Source organism: Pseudomonas sp. R25(2017), assembly GCF_002112565.1.
In the GTDB taxonomy this organism is placed as follows: Bacteria; Pseudomonadota; Gammaproteobacteria; order Pseudomonadales; family Pseudomonadaceae; genus Aquipseudomonas; species Aquipseudomonas ekonensis.
This window is the reverse complement of the sequence record NZ_NEHZ01000007.1, coordinates 222,538-238,324: the sequence shown is the minus strand read 5'-3', so window position 1 is coordinate 238,324 and position 15,787 is coordinate 222,538. Positions and strand designations below refer to the sequence as shown.

At 67.0% G+C, this 15,787-nt stretch carries 15 protein-coding genes and 1 other RNA gene; 10 read left to right on the top strand and 6 right to left on the bottom strand.

Features of this window, described 5'->3' with window-relative positions; translation table 11 throughout:
• Nucleotides 1-37 precede the first annotated feature (37 nt).
• The 4 genes from CAG31_RS11600 to CAG31_RS11585 form a co-directional block, all read right to left on the bottom strand.
• On the bottom strand, nt 38-643 hold the full coding sequence (locus tag CAG31_RS11600) for a 5-formyltetrahydrofolate cyclo-ligase (protein ID WP_085581076.1): 606 nt from the start codon (nt 641-643) through the stop codon (nt 38-40).
• Nucleotides 644-723: 80 nt separating this feature from the next.
• Nucleotides 724-902, bottom strand: a non-coding RNA gene (ssrS, locus tag CAG31_RS11595) — 6S RNA.
• A gap of 30 nt (nt 903-932) precedes the next feature.
• Complete coding sequence (locus tag CAG31_RS11590) at nt 933-1,250, bottom strand: cell division protein ZapA (RefSeq protein ID WP_085581074.1); 318 nt, start codon at nt 1,248-1,250, stop codon at nt 933-935.
• Entirely contained in the window at nt 1,247-1,456 is a 210-nt protein-coding gene (locus CAG31_RS11585; protein ID WP_085581072.1) for a TIGR02449 family protein, read from the bottom strand. Before CAG31_RS11585 ends, CAG31_RS11590 begins: the two co-directional genes overlap by 4 nt.
• A 135-nt stretch (nt 1,457-1,591) precedes the next feature.
• Between CAG31_RS11585 and CAG31_RS11580 the strand changes: the two genes are divergently transcribed.
• The 9 genes from CAG31_RS11580 to gcvH all read left to right on the top strand — a co-directional run bounded on the left by CAG31_RS11580 (nt 1,592) and on the right by gcvH (nt 10,988).
• Entirely contained in the window at nt 1,592-2,152 is a 561-nt protein-coding gene (locus CAG31_RS11580; RefSeq protein WP_085581070.1) for a YecA family protein, read from the top strand.
• Between the two features lie 27 nt (nt 2,153-2,179).
• Nucleotides 2,180-3,514: a Xaa-Pro aminopeptidase gene (gene pepP, locus CAG31_RS11575; RefSeq protein WP_085581068.1), complete on the top strand. Its 1,335-nt coding sequence runs from the start codon at nt 2,180-2,182 to the stop codon at nt 3,512-3,514.
• Nucleotides 3,511-4,698 carry a 2-octaprenyl-6-methoxyphenyl hydroxylase gene (gene ubiH, locus CAG31_RS11570; RefSeq protein WP_085581066.1) on the top strand — a complete coding sequence of 396 codons (1,188 nt, stop codon included), beginning with the start codon at nt 3,511-3,513 and terminating at the stop codon, nt 4,696-4,698. The genes pepP and ubiH overlap by 4 nt, the downstream gene beginning before the upstream one ends.
• Nucleotides 4,691-5,176, top strand: a complete 486-nt coding sequence (locus tag CAG31_RS11565) for a DUF4442 domain-containing protein (RefSeq protein ID WP_085581064.1) — start codon at nt 4,691-4,693, stop codon at nt 5,174-5,176. The genes ubiH and CAG31_RS11565 overlap by 8 nt, the downstream gene beginning before the upstream one ends.
• Nucleotides 5,177-5,185: 9 nt before the next feature.
• On the top strand, nt 5,186-6,403 hold the full coding sequence (locus tag CAG31_RS11560; protein ID WP_170929955.1) for a 2-octaprenyl-3-methyl-6-methoxy-1,4-benzoquinol hydroxylase: 1,218 nt from the start codon (nt 5,186-5,188) through the stop codon (nt 6,401-6,403).
• A gap of 180 nt (nt 6,404-6,583) precedes the next feature.
• Nucleotides 6,584-7,588, top strand: coding sequence for an extracellular solute-binding protein (locus CAG31_RS11555; RefSeq protein ID WP_085581060.1), 1,005 nt, complete (start codon nt 6,584-6,586; stop codon nt 7,586-7,588).
• 111 nt (nt 7,589-7,699) lie between these two features.
• Nucleotides 7,700-9,316 (top strand): iron ABC transporter permease, encoded by a 1,617-nt coding sequence (locus tag CAG31_RS11550; RefSeq protein WP_085581058.1) that lies wholly within the window; start codon nt 7,700-7,702, stop codon nt 9,314-9,316.
• A gap of 156 nt (nt 9,317-9,472) precedes the next feature.
• Nucleotides 9,473-10,555: a glycine cleavage system aminomethyltransferase GcvT gene (gene gcvT / locus CAG31_RS11545; protein WP_085581056.1), complete on the top strand. Its 1,083-nt coding sequence runs from the start codon at nt 9,473-9,475 to the stop codon at nt 10,553-10,555.
• Nucleotides 10,556-10,604: 49 nt separating this feature from the next.
• Nucleotides 10,605-10,988, top strand: a complete 384-nt coding sequence (gene gcvH, locus CAG31_RS11540) for a glycine cleavage system protein GcvH (RefSeq protein WP_085581054.1) — start codon at nt 10,605-10,607, stop codon at nt 10,986-10,988.
• Between the two features lie 55 nt (nt 10,989-11,043).
• On the opposite strand, the gene CAG31_RS11535 is transcribed toward gcvH, so the two are convergent.
• Nucleotides 11,044-12,186: a DegT/DnrJ/EryC1/StrS aminotransferase family protein gene (locus CAG31_RS11535; protein WP_085581052.1), complete on the bottom strand. Its 1,143-nt coding sequence runs from the start codon at nt 12,184-12,186 to the stop codon at nt 11,044-11,046.
• Between the two features lie 154 nt (nt 12,187-12,340).
• Between CAG31_RS11535 and gcvP the strand changes: the two genes are divergently transcribed.
• The gene (gene gcvP / locus CAG31_RS11530) at nt 12,341-15,214 is read left to right on the top strand and encodes an aminomethyl-transferring glycine dehydrogenase (RefSeq protein WP_085581050.1); all 2,874 of its coding nucleotides are present in this window, start codon (nt 12,341-12,343) and stop codon (nt 15,212-15,214) included.
• Between the two features lie 254 nt (nt 15,215-15,468).
• Here the strand turns inward: gcvP and CAG31_RS11525 are convergent, their stop codons facing one another.
• Entirely contained in the window at nt 15,469-15,786 is a 318-nt protein-coding gene (locus CAG31_RS11525; protein WP_085581048.1) for a DUF2388 domain-containing protein, read from the bottom strand.
• Nucleotide 15,787: the final 1 nt, after the last annotated feature.

Genomic DNA, 15,787 nt, shown 5'->3' with positions numbered 1-15,787 from the left:
ACCCCTTCTTGCGACGCTGCCTTTTCCCTCGCGGCGTCTATTCTGCGACGTACCACGCCTTGTCCGTCACCGTGCCCTGCAACGGCACATCCCAGCTGGCCTGCGCCAGACGCCCCACTTTCTGACATTCATGGGCCAGCCCCAGCAGCACCGGCTTGCGCCAGTTCTTGCGCCGAGCGAGGTAGGCCAGGCTGCGGTCGTAGAAGCCGCCGCCCATCCCCAGGCGTCCGCCGACATCGTCAAACCCCACCAACGGCAACAGCACCAGGTCCAGCGCCCAGATCCTGCGCTGGCGGGCCGGGTTGATCCGCGGTTCGAGGATGCGGAAACGGTTGGGCGCAAGCTTCTCGCCGGGGCGGATGCGTTGGAACACCATCTTGGTCCGCGGCCAGGCGCTGAGCACCGGCAGGTAGGTGGCCTTGCCCCGGCGCTGGGCGGCGCGCAGCAGCAGGCGCGGGTCGATTTCGCCGTCGGTGGGCAGGTACAGGGAAACATGCTTGGCGCGGCGGAACTGCGGGTGCTGCGCCAATTGCCGGTACAGGCCTTCGGCGGCCTCGCGTTGCTGGCTCGGCGTCAGCGAGCGGCGGGCCTTGCGCAGCTGTCGGCGCAATTGGGGGCGGGTCGGCGGCGCGGGTTCGGTCATGGTTCGGCTTCGGCGAAGGGGTGCGAAAACGTACGCATAAAAAATCCGATGCCGGCATGCACCGGCATCGGATTCGAATCAGGCTCCCCGGATGAGCCGCTGTCGACTTAGCCCTTGAACCCGAGAGTTCAAGGTGGAGGATGCAGTAGGCTTTAAGGCTTTCCGTCTGGCGGACATGCACACCAGCCCAACGTGCAACCCCCAGGGTAGTGCAAATCGGCTCAGGGACATCGTCAACTGGCAAGCACCCCAGGGAGTGCCGCGAGTATACCTCAAGCGTCCCGGCGAATCAGCCCTTGCTGACGTCCGGATCGGTGGCCAGCACCAGATCGACGCGTTCGAGCAGGTCGCGCACCTGCTCGCGGGTCGAGCCGCTGGCCTGCAAGGCCGGGCGGTCTTCCTTGTGCAGCAGGTCGTGGGTGATGTTCAGCGCGGCCATCACGGCGATGCGGTCGGCGCCGATGACCTTGCCGCTGCTGCGGATCTCGCGCATCTTGCCGTCCAGGTAGCGGGCGGCGCTGATCAGGTTGCTGCGCTCTTCCTGGGGGCAGATGATCGAATACTCTTTGTCGAGGATCTGCACGGTGACGCTATTGCTTGAACTCATGAGTCTTGCTCCAGGGCCTTGAGACGCGAAATCATCGATTCGACCTTACGCCGGGCGATTTCGTTTTTTTCAATGAGATGCGCGCGTTCCTCGCGCCAGGTCTTTTCCTGAGCTGTTAAGAGTGCGTTTTGCCTCTTAAGTTGCTCGACTCGGTCAATCAGCAGTTCGAGTCTGGCCATCAGCGCTTGCAGGTCGATGTCTTCCATTGTGTCCACTGATTTCGTGTCTGACGGAGGCGGGCGCCTGGCTGGCGGTCAGCCTTTAATGGTCTTGGCGGGTCTGTCGATGTAGGATACAAGGCCTTCATTCTAGACATAGCGCCGTCTGGCGCCTAGCTGCCCATGCCCATTCAGAATTCCCCTTATCAAGCCTTCGCCACCCTGCTGAGCGCCAGTGGCCATCCCGTCTCGCCCGCCGAACTGCACGGCCTGCTGCTCGGCCGCAGCTGCGCCGGCGCCGGCTTCGACGTCGACGGCTGGCTGAGCGACGTGGCCTCCCTGCTCGAGACCGAGCCCGGGGACAACGTGCGCAACGCCCTGATCGGCCTCCAGGAAATGGTCAAGAGCGAACTGACCGGCGAAGACATGGCCGTGGTCCTGCTGCTGCCGACCGACGACGCGCCGCTGGCCGAACGCGCCGCCGCGCTGGGCCAGTGGTGCCAGGGCTTCATTTCCGGTTTCGGCCAGAACTCGCCCGACCGCAGCAGCCTGAGCACCGAAGCCACTGAAGTGCTGCAGGATCTGGTCGCGATCTCCCAGGTCCAGGATGCGCTGGAAGACTCCGAAGACGGCGAGAGCGATTACATGGAAGTCATGGAGTACCTGCGGGTCGCTCCGCTCTTGCTGTTCACCGAAACCAACAAGCAGGTTGGCGCACCGGCCGCCAAGCCTTCTCTGCACTGATCGCCGAACAGGGACGTCCGTCTGCCCATGATCCATATCCCGAAAGCGGAGTACGGCCGTCGCCGCAAGGCGCTGATGGCGCAGATGGAACCCAACAGCATCGCCATCCTGCCCGCCGCCGCGGTGGCCATCCGCAACCGCGACGTCGAGCACGTCTACCGCCAGGACAGCGATTTCCAGTACCTGAGCGGCTTCCCCGAGCCCCAGGCCGTGATCGTCCTGATGCCCGGCCGCGAGCACGGCGAATACGTGCTGTTCTGCCGTGAGCGCAACCCCGAGCGCGAGCTGTGGGACGGCCTGCGCGCCGGCCAGGAAGGCGCGGTCCGCGACTACGGCGCCGACGACGCGTTCCCCATCACCGACATCGACGACATCCTGCCGGGCCTGATCGAAGGCCGCGACCGGGTGTACACGGCCATGGGCAGCAACCCGGAGTTCGACCGGCACCTGATGGACTGGATCAACGTGATCCGCTCCAAGGCCCACCTCGGCGCCCAGCCGCCGAACGAATTCGTTGCCCTGGATCACCTGCTGCACGACATGCGCCTGTATAAATCGGCGGCGGAAGTGAAGGTGATGCGCGAGGCCGCGCGGATCTCGGCCCAGGCCCACATCCGGGCGATGCGTGCAGGCCGGCCCGGCCTGCACGAGTACAGCCTGGAAGCCGAGCTCGATTACGAGTTCCGCAAGGGCGGGGCGAAGATGCCGGCCTACGGCTCGATCGTCGCCGCCGGGCGCAACGGCTGCATCCTGCATTACCAGCAGAACGATGCGCTGCTCAAGGACGGCGACCTGGTGCTGATCGACGCCGGCTGCGAGATCGACTGCTACGCCAGCGACATCACCCGCACCTGGCCGGTCAACGGCAAGTTTTCCGCCGAGCAGAAGGCGATCTACGAGCTGGTGCTGGCCTCCCAGGAAGCCGCGTTCGCGCAAATCGCCCCGAACCGGCACTGGAACCAGGCGCACGAAGCCACGGTGCGGGTGATCACCGCCGGGCTGGTGGAGCTGGGGCTGTTGCAGGGCGAGGTCGACGAACTGATCGCGTCCGAAGCCTACAAGGCCTTCTATATGCACCGCGCCGGGCATTGGCTGGGCATGGATGTGCACGACGTCGGCGAGTACAAGGTCGGCGGCGAATGGCGGGTGCTGGAGGTCGGCATGGCGCTGACCGTGGAACCGGGCATCTACATCGCCCCGGACAATCTGAACGTGGCGAAGAAATGGCGCGGCATCGGCGTGCGCATCGAGGACGACGTGGTGGTGACCAAGAACGGTTGTGAAATCCTGACCGGCGGCGTGCCGAAGACCGTCGCCGAGATCGAGGCCCTGATGGCGCAGGCCCGGGCGGACGCGGCATGAGTCGGGTCAATCTGGCGATCATCGGCGGCGGCCTGGTCGGCGCCAGCCTGGCGTTGGCCCTGCAGGCCGGAGCCAAGGCCCGGGGCTGGAAAATCGTGCTGATCGAACCGTTCGCCCCCGGCGACACCTGGCAGCCGAGCTACGACGCCCGGTCGTCGGCGCTGTCGTTCGGCTCGCGGCAGATCTATCAGCGGCTGGGCGTGTGGCAGGAGATCTCCCGCCGCGCCGAGCCGATCAAGCAGATCCATGTGTCCGACCGCGGACGCTTCTCCACCGCCCGCCTGTCGGCGATGGAGGAGGGTGTGCCGGCCCTCGGTTACGTGGTGGAGAACGCCTGGCTCGGCCAGTGCCTGTGGCAGCACCTGGACAAGGACGTGATCAGCTGGCGCTGCCCGGCGGAGGTCACGCGCCTGGAGCCTTTGCCCGACGGTTACCGCCTGACCCTCAACGACGAGACCACGGTCGAATGCGACCTGGCGGTGCTCGCCGACGGCGGCCGCTCCGGCCTGCGCGAGCAGTTGGGCATCAACGTGCGCAAGCGTCCGTACAACCAGAGCGCGCTGATCGCCAACATCACCCCGAGCGAAGCGCACAACGGCATGGCCTTCGAGCGCTTCACCGATGACGGCCCGATGGCCTTGCTGCCGCTGCCGGACAACCGCTGCGCACTGGTCTGGACACGGCTGGGGATGGACGCGCAGCGCCTGACCGGCCTCAGCGAGCGGGATTTCCTCAGCGAACTGCAAGGTGTGTTCGGCTATCGCCTCGGCACCCTGAAGCAGGTCGGCGCCCGGCACCTGTACCCGCTGGCGCTGGTGGAGGCCGAAGAGCAGGTGCGCCCGCATTTGGCCGTGCTCGGCAATGCCGCCCACAGCCTGCACCCGATCGCCGGGCAAGGCTTCAACCTGTCTTTGCGCGATGCCGATGCGCTGGCGGCCGCGCTGCTGGCCAGCGACAAGCCGTTGGGTGACTTCGCCACGCTGCAGGCTTACCGCGAACGCCAACGGCTGGATCAAACCCTCACCGTGGGCTTCTCCGACCAGGTCACCCGCCTGTTCGGCAGCACCCAGCCTTTGGTGGCGCTGGGGCGCAACATCGGCCTGCTCGGCCTCGATCTGCTGCCGCCGGCCAAGCGCTGGTTCGCCCGCCAGGCCATGGGGCTGGGGACGCGGCCGGATGCGTAAGTGGCTGATGCGCCGCTTCGGCAAGGCGCGGCTGATGCGCTGGTTCCTGACGTTCTACCCGCCGTATCTGGGCGCCGGCGTCCGGGTGCGGCACATCAGCGATGACTTTCGCGACATCCGGGTGTCGATGGGGTTGGGCTGGCACAACCGCAACTACGTCGGCACCCAGTTCGGCGGCAGTCTGTATTCGATGGTCGACCCGTTCTTCATGCTGATGCTGATGGAGAACCTCGGGCCGCGCTACATCGTCTGGGACAAGGCCGCCGACATCGATTTCATCTCACCGGGCAAGGGCCCTGTGTTCGCAAGGTTCAGCATCGACGACGCGCTGCTGGACGACGTCCGCCGGCAGACCGCCAACGGCGACAAGTACCTGCCGCAGTTGCAGGTCGACATTCATGACGGCGCCGGCACCCTGGTGGCGCGGGTCGGAAAAACCCTTTACGTGCGGCTCAAGCCGCAAGCGAGACAGGCCTAAAGCATGGAAATGCGCGCAGATCTGCTGATTGTCGGAGCCGGAATGGTCGGCAGCGCCTTGGCGCTGGCGTTGCAGGGCAGCGGGCTGGAAGTCCTGCTGCTCGACGGCAGCCCGTTGAGCGTCAAACCCTTCGATGCGCAGGCGCCGTTCGAACCGCGGGTCAGCGCCCTGTCGGCGGCCAGCCAGCGCATCCTCGAGCGCCTGGGCGTGTGGGACGGCATCGTCCAGCGCCGCACCAGCCCCTACACCGACATGCACGTCTGGGACGGCAGCGGCACCGGGCAGATCCATTTCTCGGCCAGCAGCGTGCACGCCGGCGTGCTCGGCCACATCGTCGAGAACCGCGTGGTGCAGGACGCCTTGCTCGACCGTCTGCACGACTGCGACCTGGGCCTTCTGGCCAATGCCCGGCTGGAGCAGATGCGCCGCTCCGGCGACGACTGGCTGCTGACCCTGGCCGACGGCCGCACCCTGCGCGCGCCGCTGGTGATCGCGGCGGACGGCGCCCACTCGGCGGTGCGCCGCCTGACCGGCGTCGCCACCCGCGAATGGGATTACATGCACCATGCCATCGTCACCAGCGTGCGCAGCGCCAAGCCGCACCGGATGACCGCCTGGCAGCGCTTCACCGACCACGGCCCGCTGGCGTTCCTGCCGCTTGAGCGTGACGGGCAGCAGGACTGGTGCTCGATCGTCTGGTCGACCACCCCAAGCGAGGCCGAGCGCCTGATGGCGCTGGATGAAACGGCGTTCTGCCGGGAGCTGGAGCGGGCGTTCGAAGGCTGCCTGGGCGAGGTCGTCAGCGCCGACCCACGCCTGTGCGTGCCGTTGCGCCAGCGGCACGCCAAGCGTTACGTGGCCGAAGGCCTGGCGCTGATCGGCGATGCGGCGCACACCATTCACCCGTTGGCCGGGCAGGGCGTGAACCTCGGTTTCCTCGACGCCGCCGTGCTGGCCGAGGTGCTGCTGCAGGCGGCCGAACGCGGCGAACGCCTGGCGGACGTGAAAACGCTGAGCCGCTACGAACGCCGGCGAATGCCGCACAACCTGGCGCTGATGGCGGCGATGGAAGGCTTCGAGCGCCTGTTCCAGGCCGATCCGCTGCCGCTGCGCTGGCTGCGCAACACCGGGCTGAAGATGGTGGAGCAGATGCCGGAGGCCAAGGCACTGTTCGTGCGTCAGGCGCTGGGGCTGACCGGGGACTTGCCGGACCTGGCCAAGGCCTGAGAAAGGGATGGCGGCTGACCCGCCGCCATCGCCAGCAGGCGGGCTCCCACCCGGATGCGGGGTGATGGCGAATCCCGGGCTGTGCAACATCTGGTAACTCCTTCGAACAGCGTTCGATTGAGTCGGTAAATGTGAGTCCTTATCATTTGGCCCACTTTTCCCGACCGAGAGACCGCTCCCATGTTGGCACCCAAGCGTCTTCTGACCGCACTGGCCCTGACCCTGATCGGCAGCACCGCCGCCCAGGCCGCTGACGAGGTGGTGGTCTACTCCTCGCGCATCGACGAACTGATCAAGCCGGTGTTCGACGCCTACACCGCCAAGACCGGAGTGAAGATCAAGTTCATCACCGACAAGGAAGCGCCGCTGATGCAGCGGATCAAGGCCGAAGGCGACAACGCCGTCGCCGACCTGCTGCTGACCGTCGACGCCGGCAACCTCTGGCAGGCCGAGCAGATGGGCATTCTCCAGCCGTTCACCTCGAAGGCCATCGACGCCAACATTCCGCAGCAGTACCGCGCCTCCAGCCATGCCTGGACCGGCCTGAGCCTGCGTGCCCGCACCATCGCCTACTCCACCGAGCGGGTGAAGCCGGGCGAACTGACCACCTACGAAGCCCTGGCCGACAAGAACTGGGAAGGCCGCCTGTGCCTGCGCACGGCGAAGAAGGTCTACAACCAGTCGCTGACCGCCACGATGATCGAGACCCACGGCGCCGAGAAGACCGAGAAGATCCTCAAGGGCTGGGTCAACAACCTGTCCACCGACGTGTTCTCCGACGACGTCGCGGTGCTGGAGGCGATCAACGCCGGCCAGTGCGACGTGGGCATCGTCAACACCTACTACTACGGCCGCCTGCACAAGCAGAAGCCTGACCTGCCGGTGAAGCTGTTCTGGCCGAACCAGGCGGACCGCGGCGTGCACGTCAACCTGTCGGGCATCGGCCTGACCAAGCACGCGCCGCACCCGGAAGCGGCCAAGGCGCTGGTGGAGTGGATGACCACGCCTGAGGCGCAGAAGATCTTCGCCGACGTGAACCAGGAGTTCCCGGCCAACCCGGCGGTGAAACCGTCCGAGGAAGTGGCGGCCTGGGGGCAGTTCGTGGCCGACACCCTGCCGGTGGAAGTGGCGGGCAAGCGCCAGGCCGAGGCGATCCGCATGATGGACCGGGCCGGCTGGAACTGATACCGACCATTCCCGTACCCTGCGTCGCATCGCCGAAAGCGTGACGCAGCGCGTCACAGAATGTGTGCCCACGCCGAGCGTGGGCACAGTCATTTGAACGAGAGTCTTTACTTGGCCCACCCCGCCCAACGCCGCTGGTATCCCATCGTCTTCGCCATCGCCGCGCTGGTGCTGCTGCCCCTGAGCGTCCTGCTGCTGTCGTGGCAGAGCGTCGATGCGCAGATCTGGTCGCACCTGTGGGACACCCAGATGCCGCGCCTGTTGGGCAACACCCTGACCCTGGTGCTCGGCGTCGGCGTCGGCGTGACGCTGCTGGGCGTGAGCCTGGCCTGGCTCACCAGCCTGTGCGAGTTCCCCGGCCGGCGCTGGCTCGACTGGGCGCTGATGCTGCCGTTCGCGGTGCCGGCCTACGTGCTGGCGTTCGTGTTCGTCGGCCTGCTGGACTTCGCCGGCCCCGTGCAGACGTTGATGAGGGAGTGGTTCGGCAGCGGCCTGCGCCTGCCCCGGGTGCGCTCCACCGGCGGGGTGATCGTGGTGCTGGTGCTGGTCTTCTATCCCTACGTCTACCTGCTGGCGCGCACCGCGTTCCTGGCCCAGGGCAAGGGCCTGATGGAAGCGGCGCGGGTGCTCGGCCAGTCGCCGTGGCAGGCGTTCTGGCGGGTGGCGCTGCCGATGGCGCGGCCGGCCATCGGCGCGGGCGTGGCGCTGGCGCTGATGGAGACCCTGGCGGATTTCGGCGCGGTGTCGGTGTTCAACTTCGACACCTTCACCACCGCCATCTACAAGACCTGGTACGGCTTCTTCAGCCTGTCGAGCGCGGCGCAGCTGGCCAGCCTGTTGCTGCTGGCGGTGATGCTGGTGCTGTACGGCGAGCGCCGTGCGCGCGGCGCCAACCGGGCAGGCAACGAGCGGCCGCGGGTCAAGGCGCTGTATCACCTGCGAGGCCCCAAGGCCTGGGCGGCGACCGGGTGGTGCGTCCTGGTGTTCGCTTGCGCGTTCGTCATCCCGGTGCTGCAACTGGCGGTGTGGTTCTGGCGGCGCGGGCGGTTCGACCTGGATGAGCGCTACGCCGGACTGATCCTGCACACGCTTTACCTGGGGGCGCTGGCGGCGCTGATCACCGTCGGTGTGGCGCTGCTGCTGGCCTTCGCCCGGCGCCTGGCGCCGACGCCGGCGATCCGCTCCGGCGTCAGCCTCGCCAACCTCGGCTACGCCTTGCCCGGGTCGGTGCTGGCGGTGTCGATCATGCTGGCCTTCAGTCACCTGGACCGGGTGCTGGTGATTCCGCTGTCGGCCTGGTTGGGCGGGGCGGGCAAGCCGTTGCTGCTGGGCAGCCTGGCGGCGTTGCTGTTGGCGTACCTGGTGCGCTTCGTGGCGGTGGCCTACGGGCCGCTGGAAAGCAGCCTGGCGCGTATACGGCCTTCTTTGCCCGAAGCGGCACGTAGCCTCGGGGTGGGTGGGCCGCGGTTGTTTTTCAAAGTGTATCTGCCGCTGTTGCTGCCGGGCACGTTGAGCGCAGCGCTGCTGGTGTTCGTCGATGTGCTCAAGGAAATGCCCGCGACCTTGCTGATGCGCCCGTTCGGCTGGGACACGCTGGCGGTGCGGATCTTCGAGATGACCAGCGAAGGCGAGTGGGCGAGGGCGTCGTTGCCGGCGCTGACCCTGGTGCTGGTCGGGCTGTTGCCGGTCATCGGCCTGATCCGCCGTTCGGCCCACCGAAACGGCTAGGTGCCAGCCCCGTGCCTTGCGGCTACAATGCGCGGCATTCGGTGCGGTCAGTCTGACAGAAACAGTTGCTGAGATCGGCTCAAGGCCTTGTGTTCCAAGGCTTTCATCCTGTGCAGCGGCTGCCCGCGCCTTCGCCACGCCCGGAAGGAGAAACCCATGGGACAGCGTACGCCTCTGTATGACCTTCACCTCGCCCTCGGCGCGAAGATGGTCGATTTTGGCGGTTGGGACATGCCACTGCATTACGGCTCGCAGGTCGAGGAGCACCACGAGGTGCGCCGCGATTGCGGGGTGTTCGATGTTTCCCACATGACCGTGTTCGATGTCACCGGCCCCCAGGCCAAGGCCTGGCTCCAGTACCTGCTGGCCAACGACGTCGAACGCCTGCACAGCCCCGGCCGTGCGTTGTACAGCGCCATGCTCAACGAGCGCGGCGGCATCGTCGACGACATGATCGTCTACCGCCTCGACGACGGTTACCGTCTGGTGGTCAACGCCTCCACCCGCGACCAGGACCTGGAGTGGATGCAGGCGCACCTGCCCGGCCTCGACGTGCGCCTGCGCGAGCGTCCCGAACTGGCGATGCTCGCCATCCAGGGCCCGCAGGCCCGGCACAAGGTGGCTGAACTGGTGAGCCAGTCCCGCGCCAACCTGATCCATCACCTCAAGCCCTTCGAAGGTCGCGCCGACGGCGAGTGGTTCATCGCCCGCACCGGCTACACCGGCGAGGACGGGCTGGAGATCGTCCTGCCGGCCGCCGAGGCGCCGGGTTTCTTCAACGACCTGGTGGGCGCTGGCATTTCCCCCATCGGCCTGGGCGCCCGCGACACCCTGCGGGTCGAGGCCGGCATGAACCTGTACGGCCAGGACATCCACCAGGACGTTTCGCCGCTGGCCTCGAACATGGCTTGGAGCATCGCCTGGGAGCCGGCCACCCGCCGCTTCATCGGCCGCGATGCGCTGGAGGCCGAAAGGGCCGCCGGCGTGCAGCACAAACTGGTGGGCCTGGTGCTGGAGGAGCGCGGCGTTTTGCGCGCCCATCAGGTGGTGCGCATCGCCGATGTTGGCGAAGGGGAGATCACCAGTGGTAGTTTCTCTCCTACGCTGAGCAAGTCGATCGCCCTGGCGCGTCTGCCGATGGCGACCGCCGACCGCGCCGAAGTGGAAATCCGCGGCAAATGGTATCCGGTGCGGGTGGTCAAGCCGACCTTCGTGCGCCACGGCAAAACCTTGATCTAATCTATTGCGGCGGGTACGACCGCTGACCTAATCCTTGAGGACACCGAAGATGAGCAATATCCCCGCCGACCTGCGTTACGCCGAAAGTCATGAATGGGCCCGCCTGGAAGCCGACGGCACCGTCACCGTGGGCATCAGCGACCACGCCCAGGCTGCGCTGGGCGACGTGGTGTTCGTTGAGCTGGCTGAAGTGGGCAAGGTCTTTGCCGCCGGTGATGCGGCCGGCGTCGTCGAGTCGGTGAAAGCTGCCTCCGACATCTACGCGCCGGTGGGCGGCGAGGTGATCGCGGTCAACGAAGAACTGGCCGATTCGCCGGAGCTGCTGAACGAAGAACCTTACGACTCGTGGATCTTCAAGCTCAAGCCAAGCGACAAGTCCGAGCTGGACAAGCTGCTCGACGCCGCCGCCTACAAGAAGGAAATCGGCGAGTAACCCCAGCGCGACACCCCGAAGCCCCGATCCGTCGGGGCTTTTTCATGCCCGCCGTTCAGGCGCCGCGCAGCACGGCCTTCACCGCCGCCACCGAGCGTTCGACGTCCGCCAGGGTCATGGCGGTGAACATCGGCAGTGACACGATCAGCCGGCCGACCCGTTCCGCCACCGGCAGCATGCCTTCCTTGAAGCTGCGCTCGCGGTACAGGCTCAGCAAGTGGATCGGCGGGTAGTGGTAGCCGATGCCGATGCCCAGGGCCTGCATCTGCTCCATGAAAGTCGCCCGCGCCGGCTGCCCGTCCTGGCGTTCCGGCAGCACCAGCTGGAACAGGTGCCAGTTGCTGTTCTCGAAGTCCGCCGGGGGCAGTTGTGCGCCGAAGGTCGCTTCGAAGTCGTCGCCGAAGCAGCGGAAGTAGTGCCGGGCGAGTTCGCGCCGGTGCGCGGTCAGGGCCTCGATGTGGGCGAACTGGCCCAGGCCGATGGTGGCGGCCACGTCGGTCATGTTGAACTTGCCGCCCAGCACATCGACGTCCAGACCGTCGAAGCCGTTGCGGGTGACGCCCTGCAAGCGGTACTTCTCCGCCAGCCGCGCCTCTTCGGGGGTGTTGAGCACCAGGCAACCGCCCTCGGCGCAGGTGACGTTCTTGTTCGCCTGAAAGCTGAACGACACGAAGTCCCCGGTGGCGCCGATGCGCCGGCCGTTCCAGCTGGAGCCCAGGGCCTGGGCGGCGTCTTCGACGATGCGCAGGTTGTGCCTGCGGGCGATGGCGTACAGGCGCTCCATGTCCACCGGCAAGCCGGCCAGGTATACCGGGATGACCGCTTTGGTGCGCGGGGTGATCGCCGCTTCCAGCCGGTCAAGGTCGATGTTGCGGGTCACCGGGTCGATGTCGGCGAACACCGGTGTCGCCCCGACCTCCAGGATCACGTTGGCGGTGGCCACCCAGGAGATCGGCGTGGTGATCACCTCGTCCCCGAGGCCGATGCCGGCGATGCGCAGGGCGATCTCCATGGTGCAGGTGCCGGAGTTGAACGTGCGCACCGGGCGCCCGCCGAAGTAGTCTGACAGTTGCGCTTCGAAGGCCTGGACCTTCGGCCCGCTGGTGATCCAGCCCGAGCGCAGCACATCGCCCACAGCGGCGATGGTGGCGTCGTCGATGACAGGTTTGGAGAACGGCAGGAACGGAGGTTGGCTCATGGGGATCGGTCGTCCATTGGTGGGGCCGGATGCAGGCTGCACAGCATGCGCCTGCCCGGCGCGTCGCGCCAAGCCGTCCGTGACGGCATCGGCTGCTATGCTGGTTTGACCGTGTCGCATTGACGCCGAGCGCCAGCCAAGAAGAGAGCCCGTCATGTCCAAGATGCCGTCCTTGAGCCAGTTACGCGACCCCCAGGCCTTCCTCCGTCGCCACCTGGGCCCCGATGCCGCCGAACAGCAGGCGATGCTCGACAGCCTGGGCCTGGGCAGCCGCGTCGAACTGATCGAGCAGACGGTGCCGCCGGGCATCCGCCTCAACCGTGAACTGGATCTGCCGCCGGCGCTGGACGAACAGGCCGCCCTGGCGAAGCTGCGCGGGTACGCCGAGCAGAACCAGGTCTGGATCAGCCTCATCGGCATGGGCTACCACGGCACCGTCACCCCGGCCGTCATCCTGCGCAACGTGCTGGAGAACCCCGGCTGGTACACCGCCTACACGCCGTATCAGCCGGAGATCGCCCAGGGCCGGCTCGAAGCGTTGCTCAACTTCCAGCAACTGATCATCGACCTCACCGGCCTGGAACTGGCCAACGCCTCGCTGCTCGACGAAGCCACCGCCGCCGCCGAGGCCATGGCGCTGGCCAAGCGGGTGGCGAAGTCCAGGAGCAACCTGTTCTTCGTCGACGAGAATTGCCACCCGCAGACGATTTCCGTGGTGCGCACCCGCGCCGAAGGCTTCGGTTTCGAGCTGATTGTCGAGGCTGTGGATAACCTCAAGCAGCATCAGGTGTTCGGCGCCTTGTTCCAGTACCCCGACACCCACGGCGAAGTCCGCGACCTGCGGCCGCTGATCGACCACCTGCACGCGCAGCAGGCGCTGGCCTGCGTGGCCGCCGATCCGCTGAGCCTGCTGTTGCTGACCCCGCCGGGCGAACTGGGCGCGGACGTGGTGTTCGGCTCCAGCCAGCGCTTCGGCGTGCCGATGGGCTACGGCGGCCCGCACGCGGCGTACTTCGCCACCCGCGAGGAGCACAAGCGGGCGATGCCGGGGCGGATCATCGGGGTGTCGAAGGACGCCCGCGGCAACGTCGCACTGCGCATGGCCCTGCAGACCCGCGAGCAGCACATCCGCCGGGAGAAGGCCAACTCGAACATCTGCACCGCCCAGGTGCTGCTGGCCAACATCGCCGGGTTCTATGCGGTGTACCACGGGCCGGAGGGCCTCAAGCGGATCGCCCAGCGGGTGCACCGGCTGACGTGCATCCTCGCCGCCGGTCTGGCCCGGCATGGCGTCGACCGGGTCAACGACCACTTTTTCGACACCCTCACGCTGGAGGTGGGCGGCGCGCAGACCGCGATCATCGAAAGCGCCAAGGCCGCGCAGATCAACCTGCGGATCCTCGGCCGCGGACGGCTGGGCCTGAGCCTCGACGAGACCTGCGACGAACAGACCGTGGCGAAATTGTTCGATGTGCTGCTGGGGGCCGATCACGGCCTGAGCGTCGAGGCGCTCGACGCGGAGAACGTGGTGTCCGGGATCCCTGACGCCCTGCAGCGCAGCACGCCGTACCTGCGCCACCCGGTGTTCAACGCCCACCACAGCGAAACCGAGATGCTGCGCTACCTCAAGCAGCTGGAGAACAAGGACCTGGCGCTCAACCAGTCGATGATCCCGCTGGGCTCCTGCACCATGAAGCTCAACGCCACCAGCGAGATGATCCCGATCACTTGGCCGCAGTTCGCTCATCTGCACCCGTTCGCCCCCCGGGAGCAGGCAGTCGGCTACACGCTGATGATCGAGGAGCTTGAGCGTTGGCTCTGCGCGATCACCGGGTTCGACGCGATCTGCATGCAGCCCAACTCCGGCGCCCAGGGCGAATACGCCGGGCTGCTGGCGATCCGCAAATACCACGAGAGCCGGCAGCAGGGCGGGCGCGACATCTGCCTGATCCCGTCCTCGGCCCACGGCACCAACCCGGCGTCGGCGCAGATGGCGGGGATGCGGGTGGTGATCGTCGAGTGCGACGACGCCGGCAACGTCGACCTGGATGACCTCAAGGCCAAGGCGGCCGAGGCGGGGGACAAGCTGTCCTGCCTGATGGCGACCTACCCCTCGACCCACGGCGTGTACGAGGAGGGCATCGGCGAGATCTGCGAAGTGATCCACCGGCACGGCGGCCAGGTGTACATGGACGGCGCCAACCTCAACGCCCAGGTCGGGCTGGCCCGGCCGGCGGACATCGGCGCCGACGTGTCGCACATGAACCTGCACAAGACCTTCTGCATTCCCCACGGCGGCGGCGGGCCGGGCATGGGCCCGATCGGCGTGCGGGCGCACCTGGCGCCGTTCGTCGCCAACCATCCGGTGGTGCCGCTCGACGGCCCGCAACCGCAGAACGACGCGGTGAGCGCCGCGCCGTGGGGCAGCGCGAGCATCCTGCCGATCAGCTGGATGTACATCGCCATGATGGGGCCGCAACTGGCGGACGCCAGCGAAGTGGCGATCCTGGCGGCCAATTACCTGGCCCGGCACCTGTCCGGCGCCTTTCCCGTGCTGTACACCGGCCGCAACGAACGGGTGGCCCACGAGTGCATCCTCGACCTGCGGCCGCTCAAGGCCCTCACCGGCATCAGCGAGGAGGACGTCGCCAAGCGTCTGATGGATTACGGTTTCCATGCGCCGACCATGTCCTTCCCGGTGCCGGGCACACTGATGGTCGAACCGACCGAGAGCGAGTCGAAGGCCGAACTGGATCGGTTCATCGGCGCCATGCTCAGCATCCGCGCAGAGATCACCGAAGTGCAGAACGGCAACTGGCCGGCCGAGGACAACCCGCTCAAGCACGCGCCGCATACCTTGGCGGACATCACCGGGGTGTGGGAACGGCCCTACAGCATCGAGCAGGGCATCACCCCGGATGCGCACACCAGGGCGCACAAGTACTGGCCGGCGGTGAACCGGGTGGACAACGTCTACGGCGACCGGAACCTGTTCTGCGCGTGCGTGCCGGTGGACGACTACCGCTGAACCCCTGTGGTCGCTGGCGGTGGGTCAGGCACGGGTGATGCTGGATGTGCCGGCCTCATCGCTTGCAGGCAAGTTCCCACAGGTCTTTGCGGTGGCCGCAGATCCTGCATGCGCTCCGCGCACTTTGTGGGAGCCAGCCTGCTGGCGATGGCGTCAGCCCAGGCCCCACAGGGCGAAACCCACCCAGTCGTTCCCGCAGAAACGCGGGCAAAAAAAATGCCGCTCCCGGGAGCGGCATTTCTGTGGGGCAAGGCTTACTCGGAAGCCACGGCGTTCTTCGCCAGGATCGCGTTCGCCAGTTCCATGTCCGACGCCTGCAGGCCCGGGTTGTCGGCGCGGACCTTCTGCATCGCGGCTTCCAGGTACGGGCCGCGGATGCTGCCTTCGCTGGCGACGAAGCTGCCGGCATCGTCTTGGGCGGCGACGATCAGTTTGTGGTCCTTGAAGGTCAGGTAGGTCGAGCCGGTGGTGGCGCCGGACGAGATGACGTTACGCCAAAAGCTGTCGGCCATCGCTGAACCAACGGGAAGGGACAGCAGGGCAAGGGTGGCGACAGCAAGTTTGAGACGCATG